Below are 14,128 nucleotides of genomic sequence, written 5' to 3'. Positions count from 1 at the left end.
TGTCGATTTGTCCCCTGCCGCGTCAGAGCAAGCTGCATCGGATGCCTTTGGTGCACGGTCCCCGTCCGCCACCGCACCCATCGCCAAATTCAATTGCATATTGCCGCCTTTCAAATTGCCAATCATAGCCTGACGATCAAATTCACCGTCAGGGATCCCCCTCGTGTTATTCTTGCTTTCGACATTCCCCTCGCAAGAATTGTCCAAAGCGCTACTCGTTCGCGAGCCGGTTATCCCATTTCCCTCTTCATCATGGAGAGGCCTGCGATACGCTAACAACACTCCTTTCGTTGCAACCTAAACATGTATTTCTTCAGGCAAAGACTACCCGTTCGCTCCGAGATCGGAACGGCGCAAATAGCTCCATGAACTGAAAAAACGAACCCCTAAAGATCCGCCCGCAACAAGGGTGAATATCGCCGATACGATCATCGAGATAATCTGTGGACTGAGATCCGCGCCCCTTGTTGAAATGCATTTAGGCAGGATCGATGGCAGAGATCAATGGCGTTTTTTCTGCAAAAACGAACAACGGCCATTGACTCAGGAAAGCCGTTTTGCATCACGGGAACGGCCCGAAGCAGAATCTCTTATGAATCAATGAGATTCAAATTTCTCGTTTTCCGCGAGACGATTTTGGCAAAAAAATAAAAATTATCTTGACTCGAAACTTGCCACGACTTCCGTAAAGAAAGCCTCGGCGTTTCAAGGCGACCTCCAGCAAGTATTTGATTTATAACCGCTTTTTGTGTCGCCTCCTTGACATGCTATTGTCACGCTACATCAAGAAAGATTAAAGTACGGTTAGAATCACAAAAAGCCCGGCCAAAGGCCAGGCTTTTTAAATAGCGAATTGTGATTAGCCGGATTAGGCGGAAAGTGCCTTAACACGCTGCGCCAGGCGAGACACCTTGCGGGAAGCAGTGTTGCCGTGCAGAACGCCCTTGGTAGCAGCGCGCTGGATTTCCGGCTGAGCAGCCTTCAGAGCTTCGGTGGCTACTGCCAGGTCGCCCGATGCGATGGCTTCTTCAACCTTGCGGATGAAGCCGCGAACGCGCGAACGGCGAGCCTTGTTGACTGCGGTACGGCGAGCGATCTTGCGGGTCGCCTTTTTCGCCGAAGTTGTATTGGCCATGTATGCCTCTCTTCGAATTCGAACCAAATTCCGCAACCACAGGATCGGGTCGTTCTACGACCTCACGTAACCCAAGAATGCGGGAGTAATTTCGGACAAGCCGGATGGCTTTCCGTAACCGTGGGCGGGCATATACCGTTAAAGCGGACGCCCGTCAACGCGCAATTTCACTGAAAACGCCGTTATTCCGAATCCTTAGCGCGTTTCCTTATTCCATTACAGAGACTCTAACGGTTCCTGAATGCGGGTTTGCGCTTTTCGATGAAAGCAGCCATTCCCTCCTTCTGGTCATCTGTCGCAAACAGCGACTGAAACAGACGGCGTTCAAATCTTAGTCCCTCCGAAAGCGACACTTCGAACGAGCGATTGACGCTCTCCTTGGCCATGACAACGGAAGCACGCGACAGGGAAGCAATACGCGTTGCCGCCTCTATTGCGTCCTCGACGAGGCTGGCTGCCGGCACGATGCGCGATACTAGGCCGGCGCGCTCAGCCTCTGCCGCATCCATCATGCGACCCGTCAGCACCATATCCATCGCCTTTGCCTTGCCGACAGCTCTGGTGAGCCTCTGAGAGCCGCCCATGCCCGGAATGACACCAAGGGTGATCTCAGGCTGGCCGAACTTAGCCGTATCCGAGGCGATAATGAAATCGCACATCATTGCCAGTTCGCATCCGCCGCCGAGAGCAAAGCCCGAAACCGCGGCAATGACCGGCTTGCGGGTCGCCGCAACCTCATCCCAACCACCAAGAAAATCGCCGACATAGACATCCACGAAATCGAGAGACTGCATTTCCTTGATATCAGCGCCGGCAGCAAATGCCTTTTCGGAGCCGGTTATCACGATGGCGCCAATGGAATCATCCGCGGAGAACGAGGCAAGGATATGCCGCAGTTCCTTCAGCAGAGCCGAGTTGAGCGCATTCAGCGCCTTCGGCCGGTTGAGCGTTATGACGCCAACCTCGTCGCGTTTCTCCACCAGTATCGTTTCATAGTCCACAGCGGCCTCCCTTTCTTAGTTTACGTGTTGCCGAACTACTTCTGGCAGGCGGCACAATAAAACGTCGAACGTCCTGCCTGTACGACCCGTTCAACGGTACCCTTGCAACCGGGTGTGCGGCAAGGCTCGCCCTCCTGATCGTAGACGGAGAAGGAATGCTGGAAATATCCGAGTGTGCCGTCGGTCTGAATATGATCCCGTAGCGAAGAGCCCCCGGCCGCAATCGCATCGGCAATCACATCGCGGATCTTTTCGGTTAGCTCGACAAGCTGGGCCTTGGGTTTTCCTGTCGCCGTCACCAGCGTTCCCGACGCGCGAAGCGGCGAGAGATGCGCGCGCCAGAGAGCCTCGCAGACATAGATGTTGCCAAGACCCGCAATGACCTTCTGATCCAGCAAGGTCGTCTTTAATGGCTGGCTTTTGCCGGCAAATCTCGAGGCCAGATAATCCGCGCTCAAGGCATTGCCTGTCGGTTCGGGTCCGAGCCCGGCGAAAGCGGGATAAAGATCTATCTTGTTCCGCTCGACCAGATGCATGAAACCAAACCGGCGGGGGTCATTATAGATGACGCAAACGCGGCCCTGATTGCCCTCAAGATAAAAGATGACGTGATCGTGCTTTCCATCCTTGGAGCGAGCATGGTGGAACTCCCCCGGCGTCTGTGCGCTTTCCGTGTCGTCCACTTCCACACGGAACGAGCCCGACATGCCAAGGTGGCAGATGACCGTCAGCCCGTCCTCAAGCTCGATCAGCAGATATTTCGCCCTTCGACCAAGCGAGACGATCCGCTTTCCTTCGATCAACGAAACAAAGTCTCCCGGAAAAGGAAACCGCAGGTCCGGACGACCGAGATACACCTTTCGGATCGTTGATCCTTCCATGGCGGGCGTGAGGCCACGTCTGACGGTTTCGACTTCAGGCAATTCTGGCATCTGGCTTATCCGGGTGTTTATCGTTAGGACCAAGTGGTCTATAGAGTGCGTGCGAAATGTCGCGGTCAATTGATGCCCGCAACAGATAGCGCTGCCATGGCGTTTCCGCTATGGTCCGCAACGCAATAAATACGGAGACCGACGATGACCGACGCCCGCACGACCGCCGATGGCGGTATGGAAACTTCCTATGGCTTCCACAAGGTGGACGAAGGCAAGAAGCAGGGACTGGTCAACGAGGTTTTCCATAAGGTTGCCAAGCGCTATGACATCATGAACGACGTGATGTCGGCGGGCATGCACCGGTTGTGGAAGGACGCGATGGTCGCTGCACTGGCACCGCGCAAAGAAGCATCATACAAGATTCTGGACGTGGCCGGCGGCACAGGCGATATCGCGTTTCGTATCGTCGAGGCATCCAATCGTCTCGCTCACGCCACCGTGCTCGATATCAACGGTTCGATGCTGGCAGTTGGCGAAGAACGCGCCGCCAAGAGGAAGCTTTCCGACAACCTGACCTTCGTCGAGGCCAATGCCGAAGAGTTGCCCTTCGAGGCAAACAGCTTTGACGCCTATACGGTCGCTTTCGGCATCCGCAACGTACCGCGCATCGACGTGGCGCTCAAGGAAGCACATCGCGTACTGAAACGTGGTGGACGCCTTCTGGTGCTGGAATTCTCCGAAGTCGAAATGCCGCTTCTCGACCGCGTTTACGATGCCTGGTCGTTCAACGCCATTCCGCAGTTCGGCAAGATGATTACCGGCGATGCCGAGCCCTACCAGTATCTGGTGGAATCGATCCGCAAGTTCCCCAATCAGGATGATTTTGCGACGATGATCCGGACTGCCGGCTTCTCTCGCGTCAACTATACCAATTATACCGGCGGCATTGCCGCCCTGCATTCCGGCTGGAAGCTCTGATCGACATGGCTGGTAAGGGCAGGAAGAAAGCATCCGCATGAGCACTCTTGGCGCATATTTCCGTCTCGCAAGAGTCGGCTGGGTTCTCGTGCGCGAAGGCGTGGTGCTGGCCTTGCCTGCCGATGACATGCCGCCGTCAGCGCATCTCGTCAAAGCACTGCTGAAGCCGTTTGCGCGCAGCAAGGCAAAACGTGCCGTTCGCAGCGATCGACTGGCGACGGCTGTGGAACGGTTGGGGCCGTCCTACGTCAAGATGGGACAGTTTCTGGCGACCCGGCCGGATGTTGTCGGGGCGCAGTTTGCCGATGATCTGGCGAGCCTGCAGGACCGGATGGCGTTTTTCCCCGTGGCGGCGGCAAAGGCCAATATCGAAGGCTCCCTGGGACGTCCGGTCTCCGAGCTTTACCGTGACTTCGGCGATCCGATTGCGGCCGCTTCCATAGCGCAAGTGCATCCCGCCACGATCGATACACCCAAAGGACCACGCAAGGTCGCCGTGAAGGTCATCCGCCCCGGCGTCCGCCAGCGCTTCCAGAACGATCTGGAAGCCATGTACCTGATCGCCGACCTGCAGCAGCGCTTCGTCAAATCCGCCCGCCGCCTTCGTCCAGTTGAGGTGACGCGGACGCTGGAGCAGACGACCAAGATCGAGATGGACCTCCGGCTTGAGGCTGCGGCCCTTTCCGAACTCGCCGAGAATACAAAAGACGATCCAGGCTTCCGTGTCCCGGAAGTCGATTGGGAACGCACCGGCCGCGACGTCGTGACGATGGAATGGATCGACGGCGTCAAGATGTCCGATATCGAGGGGCTCAAAGCCGCCGGTCACGACCTCAACGCGCTCGCCGACACGCTGATCCAGTCTTTCCTGCGGCACACGCTGCGCGATGGTTTCTTCCACGCCGACATGCACCCCGGCAATCTTTTCGTCGACCCGCAGGGCATGATCGTTGCCGTGGATATGGGTATTGCCGGACGTCTGGGGAAAAAGGAACGCCGTTTCCTGGCCGAAATTCTCTACGGCTTCATTACCCGCGACTACATGCGTGTGGCGGAAGTCCACTTCGAGGCCGGTTATGTGCCGGGCCACCACGATATTGCCAGCTTCGCACAGGCGATCCGCGCCATTGGCGAGCCGATCCATGGTCAGCCCGCAGAAACCATCTCCATGGGCAAGCTGCTGACGCTGCTGTTCGAAGTCACCGAGCTGTTCGACATGGAAACACGGCCCGAACTGGTCATGCTGCAGAAGACCATGGTGGTGGTGGAAGGCGTTTCGCGCATTCTCAACCCGCGCTTCAACATGTGGAAGGCGGCGGACCCGGTTGTTGCAAGCTGGATTCGCGACAATCTCGGCCCCAAGCGTATCGTTACCGATCTGAAGGACGGCCTGAAAGCCGCCGTCAAACTTGCCGAGGCGGCACCGGAAATTGCCGCCAAAACCGAAAAATTCCATGCCGATCTGATGGCAATGAGCGAAAACGGCCTGCGTTTCGATGCGCAGACGGCAGAGGCTATCGGCAAGGCAGAAGCCCGCCACACCAAGTGGGGCCGGATCGCGCTTTGGGTGATTGCTGCGACGCTTGTCTACATCGCCGTCCAGGTCAGCTAAAAACGATACCCAGCTCCGTCCGGAGCTTTTTGGTCAGGCCCGAGGCAACCAGCTCATAGGACCGGCGGACATAATGTTCCAGCTCTTCCGGTTCGAGTGGTGCGTGATCGGAGATCGAAATCCACTTACGCTTGGCAAAATAGGGTGCCTGGCCGATGCCTTCCAATGAGGTGAGAATTTCAAAGCTCTCCTCAGAGCACTTCACCACCAGCCGCCAGTTGTCCCGCTCGCCCAGCACCGCAAAAACCTTCTCGCCCACCTTGGCAACGTGCGAATCCCACTGATCGACAAAACTGACACCCGGCCACGCCTTCAAGGTGGTATCGAAGGTCTTGCGCTCGAACAGGCTCATACGAGTTTCTCCGCAATCAGCGCAGCAAGGCGCTTCGCCACATCGGCTTTATCAAGATCCGGCCAAGCATCGATGCCCGCTTTCGAGATGATTTTCACGCTGTTGCGGTCGCCACCCATGATGCCGGTTTCAGCCGAGACATCGTTGGCGACGATGAAATCAGCACCCTTCCGCTCCAGCTTGGCCCGACCGTTGGTTTCGACATTCTGTGTTTCGGCGGCAAAACCGACGACGATCTTCGGGCGGCTTTCGTGGTGACCCACCGTTTTCAGAATATCCGGATTTTCCGTGAGCTGGAGAGCGGGGGGCTGATCGCCCGGCTGTTTCTTGATTTTATGATCGGTTGCACTTGCCACACGCCAGTCAGCGACGGCAGCAACCATGACGGCGATATCAACGGGAAGACGGGAAACGACAGCGTCACGCATTTCTTCGGCGCGTTCGACGCGAACGGTCGTGACGCCCACCGGATCAGCAATCGAAACAGGACCGGAAATCAGCGTCACCTCTGCGCCAAGCTCGGCCAGTGCCGCAGCAATCGCATGTCCCTGTTTTCCCGAAGAACGATTGGCGATGTAGCGCACCGGATCGATCGGCTCGTGTGTCGGGCCTGATGTCACGATCGCTGTCTTGCCGCTGAGTGGCCCTGGGCTGCCGCCAAGACACGTTTCAACTGCCTCGACGATCTGCAAGGGCTCAGCCATGCGGCCAAGACCCGCTTCTCCTTTTTCGGCCATTTCACCTGCCATCGGTCCGATAAAGTGGATGCCATCACCCTTCAACACCTTGATGTTGCGCTGTGTTGCCTTGGCAGACCACATTTTCGGGTTCATGGCAGGCGCGACCAGAACCGTGCGATCCGTCGCAAGCAGGACCGCCGAGGCGAGATCATCCGCAAGCCCATGCGCCATTTTGGCCATGATGTCAGCGGTAGCGGGGGCGACCAGAACGAGATCGCACTCGCGCGCCAATCGGATGTGACCGACGTCCTGCTCATCCTGCCTTGAGAAAAGCTCGGTAAACACATGGGTTGCAGACAGCACACCCACGGCAAGCGGGGTGACGAATTCCTGCGCGCCCTTCGTCATGATCGGGGTGACTTTCGCACCACGCTCTTTCAGACGACGGATAAGGTCGAGGCTCTTATAGGCCGCGATACCGCCGGAAATGATGAGAAGGATGTGTTTGCCTGAAAGTGCCATGATGCCGGACCAGTTTCCCGTTTGACGGGGAAACTATAGCGCATACCCACAACTGTGAAGCAGTTTTCAGTAAAGAGCTCCAACACCACGAATTTGCAGCAGCAGGTATAATCCCGCTGCTGTAAGTCCTTGGCACTTAAGGCGCAATTCTGTTGAATCACGCCGCCTTGGCGACGTGATATTCCTTGATGGCGACCATCTTGATCGCAGGGTAGCGTTCCGCTTCATACCGCAGCGAGAAAGCGTCCTGTGCCAGAAACACCGGATCGCCATCCAGATCGCGGGCGATATCCCCACGCTTGACGTTCAAGAACTTCTCGAATTCCGCAGGCTGGTCGGAGGAAACCCAGCGGCAAACGGAGAAGCGGGACATTTCGAAGGAAACCGGCAGGCCGTATTCGCCCATCAGCCGCTCCTTCAACACGTCGAGCTGCAGCGCGCCGACAACACCGACGATCGCCGGAGAACCATCTTCCGGCGAGAAGAGCTGAACGACGCCCTCTTCCGCCATCTGCTGCAGTGCTTCCTTCAGCTTCTTGGCCTTCATGGCATCTTCAAGTCGTACACGACGCAGAATTTCCGGTGAGAAGTTCGGGACGCCCTGGAACACCAGGCTTTCACCTTCCGTCAGTGTATCACCGATACGCAAAGTGCCGTGGTTCGGAATGCCGACCACATCGCCTGCATAAGCGGTGTCGGCCAGCTGGCGCTGCGAGGCAAAGAAGAACTGCGGCGCAGTCAGACCCAACTGCTTGCCGGTACGGGCAAGCCGCGCTTTCATGCCACGCTCCAGCTTGCCGGAGCAGATGCGGGCGAAGGCGATGCGGTCACGGTGGTTCGGGTCCATGTTCGCCTGGATCTTGAAGACGAACGCCGTCATCTTTTCTTCGGCGGCATGAACCGTTCTGATATCAGCAACCTGATCGCGTGGCGGCGGAGCGAATTCACCCAGTGCATTGATGAGATCGCGCACGCCGAAGTTACGTAAGGCCGATCCGAAGAAGACCGGCGTCATGTGGCCTTCCAGAAACGCCTGACGATCGAAGGGGCGGCAGGCTTCAAGCGCCAGTTCCGTCTCTTCGATAAAAGCATGGCGTTCGTTTTCCGGAAGCCGATCTGCGACAGCCTGCGGACCGTTGACCGGCAAACCATCCACCTGCGTGTCGACGCCACGGAAGGTGTTATGGGCAAGATTATAGGCTCCACAGAATGTCTTGGCGCGACCGACCGGCCAGGTCACTGGAGCCGTATCCAGCGCCAGCTTCTCTTCAACCTCATCGAGAATCTCGAAGGGATCGCGGCTCTCGCGGTCCATCTTGTTGATGAAGGTGATGATCGGGATGTCGCGCATGCGGCAGACTTCGAACAACTTCAGCGTTCTCGGCTCGATACCTTTCGCGGCATCGATCACCATGATGGCCGCATCCACCGCCGTCAGCGTGCGATAGGTATCGTCCGCGAAGTCTTCGTGACCAGGCGTATCCAGGATGTTGAAGACCCTGTCGTTGTATTCGAAGGTCATGACCGAGGTGACGACGGAGATGCCGCGCTCTCGCTCGATCTTCATCCAGTCAGAACGGGTCTGAATGCGATCCTTCTTCGCTTTCACTTCACCAGCAAGCTGAATTGCTCCGCCGAACAGCAGCAGCTTTTCGGTCAGCGTCGTCTTACCGGCGTCCGGGTGCGCGATAATAGCAAATGTGCGGCGGCGGGAGACCGCCTCGGCAAGTGTTTCGGCCATTTCATAAATCCTGTGGAATTGCGGGCTATCTAGCGTTTCAGGCCCCATTTTGCAATTGACCTTGGCCTCATGAGCGAAAACTAATGCCGCATGACCCAGCAAAATGACAATCGCCCCGCTCTCAAGCTCATCCGCCTCGACAATGGAACGGGCCTCGAACTGCCCTCCTACGAAACGGCCGGAGCAGCCGGCATGGACCTTCGTGCCGCTGTAGCCGCCGACACGCCCCTAGTGTTGAAGCCAGGCAGCCGTGCACTTGTGCCAACCGGCTTCATCTTTGAGGTCCCCTTTGGATATGAGGCGCAAATCCGTCCGCGCTCCGGGCTTGCCATCAAGAACGGCATTACCTGTCTGAATTCGCCTGGCACGGTGGACAGCGATTATCGCGGTGAGGTGAAGGTCATCCTCGCCAATCTCGGCGACGCCGATTTTGTTATCGAACGCGGCATGCGCATTGCCCAGATGGTGATTGCACCGGTAACTCAGGTCGTTGTGAGAGAGGTCACAGAGACATCCTCAACCGAGCGCGGTGGCGGCGGTTTTGGTTCGACCGGCGTCTGATCACACAAGATGCCGTGGTGGCCACGTTGTGAATGCCTGAGGTTTCGGTTAACGCTCGCACAGTAACCGAGGACACCTTCATGACTGTGACCACCATTCTCGCTTATGCGACCGCACTCTTCATTGCCGCCGCCATTCCTGGCCCCGGCATGACGGCCATCGTGGCGCGAGCTCTGGGCTCCGGTTTTCGGGAAACCTTCTTCATGGGGCTCGGCCTGGTGCTTGGCGATATGGTCTACCTCACGGCCGTTATCCTTGGCCTTGCCTTTGTCGCACAGACCTTTCAGGAAGCTTTCATGGTGCTGAAGTTTGCAGGTGCAGCCTACCTGCTCTACATCGCCTGGAAGCTATGGACGGCGGGACTTCTGCCGCAGGACCTGCAGGCCAGGAAAAGCACGAGCATTGGCATGTCCTTTCTCTCCGGGCTTTTCATCACGCTCGGAAACCCCAAGACGATGCTGTTCTATGTGGCACTCGTGCCAACATTGATCGATATCCGTATGATTGGCGCAGCCGAATACGCCACGCTCCTGGGCGTAACCTTTCTTGTGCTGATAGCGGTTCTGTTGCCGTATATTCTGTTGGCCTCGAAAGCTCGCGCGCTCCTCAAGCGGCCCAGCGCTCTGACCATCCTCAACCGCGCCGCTGCGGGCATTCTGGCCGGAACAGCCGCGATGATCGCGATCAGGTCTGCCTGAGGTTTTTCTTCCGAAAAATTCGCTTCCTGAAGTATTTTTCGCTCCGAAAATCGACACATACGCACATCCATTCTCTGGCATCCTCCTTTCATTCGCCCTATCCTGCGCGAAATTTATGCCGGTCAAAAGCACAGGAGGACACTCATGTCGGAAACCAGAAAACCAGGGCGCGGACGCGTCTATTCCTCCATCACCGAGACCATTGGCGACACGCCGATCGTGCGGCTAGACAAGCTGGCAAAGGAAAAGGGCGTTAAGGCCAACCTGTTGGCGAAGCTCGAATTTTTTAACCCCATCGCATCCGTCAAGGACCGTATCGGCGTCGCCATGATCGAGGCGCTTGAGGCGCAGGGCAAGATCACGCCGGGCAAGACCACACTGGTCGAGCCAACGTCTGGCAATACCGGTATCGCACTCGCTTTTGCCGCTGCTGCAAAGGGCTACAAGCTTATTCTCACCATGCCGGAAACCATGTCGGTCGAGCGCCGCAAGATGCTGGCTCTGCTTGGCGCGGAACTGGTACTGACCGAAGGCCCGAAGGGCATGAAGGGCGCGATTGCCAAGGCGCAGGAGCTTGCCGAAACGCTGCCTGACGCGATCATTCCGCAACAGTTTGAGAATCCGGCCAATCCGGAAATTCACCGCAAGACCACGGCAGAAGAAATCTGGAACGACACCAATGGCGAGGTGGATATTCTGGTCTCCGGTATCGGCACCGGCGGCACGATTACCGGCACCGGTCAGGTTCTGAAATCCCGCAAGCCCGATGTAAAGGTTATCGCGGTTGAACCGGCTGACAGCCCGGTGCTTTCAGGCGGTAACCCTGGACCACACAAAATTCAGGGAATTGGCGCCGGATTCGCGCCAGCCATTCTCGACACCAAGGTCTACGACGAGATCGTTACCGTGACCAATGACGAAGCGTTTGCAACGGCCCGTCTCGTGGCGAGCCTCGAAGGCGTTCCGGTTGGCATTTCTTCTGGCGCAGCACTCGCAGCCGCCATCAAGGTTGGCTCGCGCGAGGAAAATGCCGGCAAGAACATTGTCGTCATCATTCCATCCTTCGCGGAACGGTATCTGTCGACGGCCCTATTCGAGGGGCTTGGTCTCTAATCATCATCAAGATGTAACGCCCCGTTCCGCAAGCGCGAGACGGGGCGTCGTATTCCTTCAGAAGACGGCTGACGGGTGCGGTACTGTTGCCAGGCAATTACCAGAGACAAGCAGCCCGTGTTATCAGGCTGCCGCCGTCAGTCTCTGTCCAGCAATACGATAGGACACAGCTTCCGCAACATGGATGCGGCCAACTGTGGCCTTGCCATCGAGATCGGCGAGTGTGCGGGCAACTTTAAGAATGCGGTGATAACCACGCGCAGAAAATTTCAGCCGCTCTGCCGCATCGCGTAACAATTGCAGACCGGGAGCATCGGGCTCTGCGAATTTTTCAATCAACGCAGTCGAGCAGCGTGCATTGGTGCGAATTCCGGCCGCACCTGCCAATGCGTAGCGTTCCTGTTGTGCCCTGCGTGCACGGGCAACGCGGGCTGCGACATCGGCGCTCGATTCAGACACCGCCGGGCGGATGAGGTCGGCAGCCGAAACGGCCGGTACATCGATACGAATGTCAATACGATCCATCAAAGGGCCTGATATCCGCGCCTGATAATCTGCGACGCAACGAGGCCCTCTGGCACAGGTAAAGCCCGGCTCTCCCGCCATACCGCATTTGCACGGGTTCATCGCCGCCACGAGCTGGATATTTGCAGGATAGCTGACGCGGTGATTGGCACGGGCAATAATGCACTCGCCTGTCTCGAGTGGCTGGCGCAATGCATCCAGCGCCTGCGGCGTAAACTCCGGGAATTCGTCGAGGAAGAGTATGCCATGATGAGCAAGCGACGCCTCCCCTGGTTTCGCCTTCAGTCCACCGCCGACAAGTGCAGCCATGGTGGCGGAATGATGCGGGGTGCGGAACGGCCGGCGATCCGATAGTTTCCCGCCCGAGAGTTGCCCGGCAATCGAATGCACCATCGACACCTCAAGAAGCTCGGCTGCCTCGAGCGGCGGCAGGATGGAGGGAAGACGGGCGGCCAGCATGGATTTTCCTGATCCCGGCGGTCCGACCATCAGGAGATTGTGCCCACCTGCGGCAGCGACCTCCAGCGCACGTTTGGCGCTTTCCTGCCCTTTGATATCGGCAAGATCAGGGAGATTGGCCGGGTTGCTGCGGATGGTCGGCTGCGGTCTGGAGAGATGCTGCGTACCGCGAAAATGATTGGCAAGCGCTATCAGGCTGCGCGGCGCCAGAATGTCGATATCTGCCCCGGCCCAGGCCGCTTCCGGACCGCTTTCGGCCGGACATATGAGCCCCTTGCCTTGAACATTGGCAGCGATAGCTGCGGGCAAAGCACCGGCAACCGCACCGATGGTGCCGTCGAGGTTCAGTTCGCCCAACACCAGATAGCCATTCAGCGCGTCCGAAGGAATTGCTCCCAGTGCCGCCATCAGGCCAAGGGCGATGGGGAGATCGAAATGCGACCCCTCCTTGGGCAGATCGGCAGGTGCGAGGTTTACCGTGACTTTCTTGGCAGGGAGCGCAAGTCCCGAGGCATGCAACGCCGCCTGTACCCGCTCCCGGCTTTCGGCAACAGCCTTGTCTGGCAGACCGACGATATTGATGCCGACCCTGCCCGGCGCCACCATCACCTGCACTTCAACAGGCACGCCCTCGATACCCTGAAAAGCAACCGTACAAACTCTTGCAACCATGGCCCGCCCCCGCAAACCAGCTACATCAACGAGGCCTTATGCCCCGTCCAGCAGCCAACCGCGGGCAGCCTGCCACAGCGCACACAATAAAACAAGAACATTAAGAGAACAAATGCCGCAGCCGACGTTCAGGCCGGATGCGGAGTTTTGCGTGACACAGGTTGCATCAGCACGCCGAACGACGGCCTGTTCAGAGATCCTGCGCTTCGCGCTTTTTCTCGATCGCGTCCCAGAGGAGGCTTGCGACGTCGGCTCCACCGAACTTTCTGACTTCCCGGATACCGGTTGGCGAGGTCACGTTGATTTCGGTCATGTAGTCGCCGATGACATCGATACCGACAAAAAGGAACCCGCGCTCGCGAAGTGCCGGACCAATCCGCGCACAAATTTCTTTTTCACGCGTCGTCAGCTCGGTCGGCTCGGGACGGCCACCGGCATGCATGTTGGAGCGGGCATCATTTTCCGCAGGCACGCGGTTGATAGCCCCCACCGGCTCACCATCTACCAGCAGGATACGCTTGTCGCCCTTTCTTACGTCCGGCAGATATTGCTGGGCGATATAGGGCTCGCGGAACATCTGTCCGAACATTTCCAGAAGCGACGAGAAATTGCGATCATCACGCGCCGAATGGAAGACGCCCGCACCGCCATTGCCATAAAGCGGCTTGAGAATGATATCGCCCATCTCCTGGCGGAAGCGGGCAATCTCTGCACCATCCTTGGTAATCAGCGTTGCAGGCATGAGATCGGCAAATTCGGTCACGAAGATCTTTTCGGGCGAATTGCGCACCCAGGCAGGATCGTTCACCACCAGCGTCTTCGGGTGAATGCGCTCCAGAAGATGCGTAGAGGTGATGTAGGCCATGTCGAAGGGAGGGTCCTGTCGCAGATGGATGACATCCATCGTCGACAGATCAACACGCTCCGGTTCGGAAAGCGAAAAATGATCGCCGTTGATATCCCGCAGTTCCATCTGCTCGACCGTGGCGTAAATCTTGCCGTCGCGCATGGAGAGACGATCCGGCGTATAATGGAACAGGCGGTATCCACGCGCCTGGGCCTCAAGGCTCATCGCGAAAGTGGAGTCACCGGCAATGTTGATGCCAGACACATGATCCATCTGGATCGCGACGTTCTTGATCTTCGCCATGCAAAAGTCCCTCTTAGAAAGCCCGAAAGATGTAGGGCAGCAGGCCTTCAAAGG

13 protein-coding genes are annotated in these 14,128 nt (G+C 57.6%); 5 read left to right on the top strand and 8 right to left on the bottom strand.

The window, feature by feature from the left end; genetic code table 11:
- Positions 1–868: 868 nt before the first annotated feature.
- From rpsT to mutM, 3 genes are all read right to left on the bottom strand, one after another.
- Positions 869–1,135: a 30S ribosomal protein S20 gene (rpsT, locus tag FY156_16515; GenBank protein ID UXS02960.1), complete on the bottom strand. Its 267-nt coding sequence runs from the start codon at positions 1,133–1,135 to the stop codon at positions 869–871.
- Positions 1,136–1,362: 227 nt separating this feature from the next.
- Entirely contained in the window at positions 1,363–2,136 is a 774-nt protein-coding gene (locus tag FY156_16510; GenBank protein UXS02959.1) for an enoyl-CoA hydratase, read from the bottom strand.
- A gap of 35 nt (positions 2,137–2,171) precedes the next feature.
- Positions 2,172–3,068, bottom strand: coding sequence for a bifunctional DNA-formamidopyrimidine glycosylase/DNA-(apurinic or apyrimidinic site) lyase (gene mutM / locus FY156_16505; GenBank protein ID UXS02958.1), 897 nt, complete (start codon positions 3,066–3,068; stop codon positions 2,172–2,174).
- A 144-nt stretch (positions 3,069–3,212) separates the two neighbouring features.
- On the opposite strand from mutM, the gene ubiE reads away from it, so the two are divergent.
- Both ubiE and ubiB read left to right on the top strand, forming a co-directional pair.
- Positions 3,213–3,989 carry a bifunctional demethylmenaquinone methyltransferase/2-methoxy-6-polyprenyl-1,4-benzoquinol methylase UbiE gene (gene ubiE / locus FY156_16500; GenBank protein ID UXS02957.1) on the top strand — a complete coding sequence of 259 codons (777 nt, stop codon included), beginning with the start codon at positions 3,213–3,215 and terminating at the stop codon, positions 3,987–3,989.
- A 37-nt stretch (positions 3,990–4,026) separates the two neighbouring features.
- On the top strand, positions 4,027–5,601 hold the full coding sequence (gene ubiB, locus FY156_16495) for a 2-polyprenylphenol 6-hydroxylase (protein UXS02956.1): 1,575 nt from the start codon (positions 4,027–4,029) through the stop codon (positions 5,599–5,601).
- Here ubiB and FY156_16490 read toward each other — a convergent pair.
- The 3 genes from FY156_16490 to FY156_16480 form a co-directional block, all read right to left on the bottom strand.
- Positions 5,594–5,953, bottom strand: coding sequence for an MmcQ/YjbR family DNA-binding protein (locus FY156_16490; protein UXS02955.1), 360 nt, complete (start codon positions 5,951–5,953; stop codon positions 5,594–5,596). The genes ubiB and FY156_16490 overlap by 8 nt on opposite strands.
- Positions 5,950–7,155 (bottom strand): bifunctional phosphopantothenoylcysteine decarboxylase/phosphopantothenate--cysteine ligase CoaBC, encoded by a 1,206-nt coding sequence (coaBC, locus tag FY156_16485; protein UXS02954.1) that lies wholly within the window; start codon positions 7,153–7,155, stop codon positions 5,950–5,952. Before coaBC ends, FY156_16490 begins: the two co-directional genes overlap by 4 nt.
- 157 nt (positions 7,156–7,312) lie before the next feature.
- On the bottom strand, positions 7,313–8,896 hold the full coding sequence (locus FY156_16480) for a peptide chain release factor 3 (protein ID UXS02953.1): 1,584 nt from the start codon (positions 8,894–8,896) through the stop codon (positions 7,313–7,315).
- Between the two features lie 90 nt (positions 8,897–8,986).
- Here FY156_16480 and dut point away from each other — a divergent pair, with 90 nt between their 5' ends.
- The 3 genes from dut (at position 8,987) to cysK (ending at position 11,268) form a co-directional block, all read left to right on the top strand.
- Positions 8,987–9,457 carry a dUTP diphosphatase gene (gene dut / locus FY156_16475; GenBank protein UXS02952.1) on the top strand — a complete coding sequence of 157 codons (471 nt, stop codon included), beginning with the start codon at positions 8,987–8,989 and terminating at the stop codon, positions 9,455–9,457.
- Between the two features lie 80 nt (positions 9,458–9,537).
- Positions 9,538–10,155 carry a LysE family translocator gene (locus FY156_16470; protein UXS02951.1) on the top strand — a complete coding sequence of 206 codons (618 nt, stop codon included), beginning with the start codon at positions 9,538–9,540 and terminating at the stop codon, positions 10,153–10,155.
- 144 nt (positions 10,156–10,299) lie between these two features.
- Positions 10,300–11,268, top strand: a complete 969-nt coding sequence (cysK, locus tag FY156_16465) for a cysteine synthase A (protein UXS02950.1) — start codon at positions 10,300–10,302, stop codon at positions 11,266–11,268.
- A 123-nt stretch (positions 11,269–11,391) separates the two neighbouring features.
- Here the strand turns inward: cysK and FY156_16460 are convergent, their stop codons facing one another.
- Positions 11,392–12,924 (bottom strand): YifB family Mg chelatase-like AAA ATPase, encoded by a 1,533-nt coding sequence (locus FY156_16460; protein ID UXS02949.1) that lies wholly within the window; start codon positions 12,922–12,924, stop codon positions 11,392–11,394.
- Between the two features lie 190 nt (positions 12,925–13,114).
- Positions 13,115–14,074 (bottom strand): glutathione synthase, encoded by a 960-nt coding sequence (gshB, locus tag FY156_16455; GenBank protein UXS02948.1) that lies wholly within the window; start codon positions 14,072–14,074, stop codon positions 13,115–13,117.
- Positions 14,075–14,128 lie beyond the last annotated feature (54 nt).

Origin of the sequence: Agrobacterium tumefaciens (assembly GCA_025559845.1) — a bacterium.
GTDB lineage: Bacteria > Pseudomonadota > Alphaproteobacteria > Rhizobiales > Rhizobiaceae > Agrobacterium.
The sequence above is the reverse complement of the archived record's forward strand: the minus strand, read 5'-3'. Positions and strand labels throughout refer to the sequence as shown.

Excerpts from the sequence above, each read along its gene's own strand:
- dut (UXS02952.1), top strand. The coding sequence starts at position 8,987 with ATGACCCAGCAAAATGACAATCGCCCCGCTCTCAAGCTCATCCGCCTC.
- ubiE (UXS02957.1), top strand. The coding sequence starts at position 3,213 with ATGACCGACGCCCGCACGACCGCCGATGGCGGTATGGAAACTTCCTAT.
- gshB (UXS02948.1), bottom strand. The coding sequence starts at position 14,074 with ATGGCGAAGATCAAGAACGTCGCGATCCAGATGGATCATGTGTCTGGC.
- coaBC (UXS02954.1), bottom strand. The coding sequence starts at position 7,155 with ATGGCACTTTCAGGCAAACACATCCTTCTCATCATTTCCGGCGGTATC.
- FY156_16460 (UXS02949.1), bottom strand. The coding sequence starts at position 12,924 with ATGGTTGCAAGAGTTTGTACGGTTGCTTTTCAGGGTATCGAGGGCGTG.
- FY156_16470 (UXS02951.1), top strand. The coding sequence starts at position 9,538 with ATGACTGTGACCACCATTCTCGCTTATGCGACCGCACTCTTCATTGCC.
- ubiB (UXS02956.1), top strand. The coding sequence starts at position 4,027 with ATGAGCACTCTTGGCGCATATTTCCGTCTCGCAAGAGTCGGCTGGGTT.
- rpsT (UXS02960.1), bottom strand. The coding sequence starts at position 1,135 with ATGGCCAATACAACTTCGGCGAAAAAGGCGACCCGCAAGATCGCTCGC.
- FY156_16490 (UXS02955.1), bottom strand. The coding sequence starts at position 5,953 with ATGAGCCTGTTCGAGCGCAAGACCTTCGATACCACCTTGAAGGCGTGG.
- FY156_16480 (UXS02953.1), bottom strand. The coding sequence starts at position 8,896 with ATGGCCGAAACACTTGCCGAGGCGGTCTCCCGCCGCCGCACATTTGCT.
- cysK (UXS02950.1), top strand. The coding sequence starts at position 10,300 with ATGTCGGAAACCAGAAAACCAGGGCGCGGACGCGTCTATTCCTCCATC.
- mutM (UXS02958.1), bottom strand. The coding sequence starts at position 3,068 with ATGCCAGAATTGCCTGAAGTCGAAACCGTCAGACGTGGCCTCACGCCC.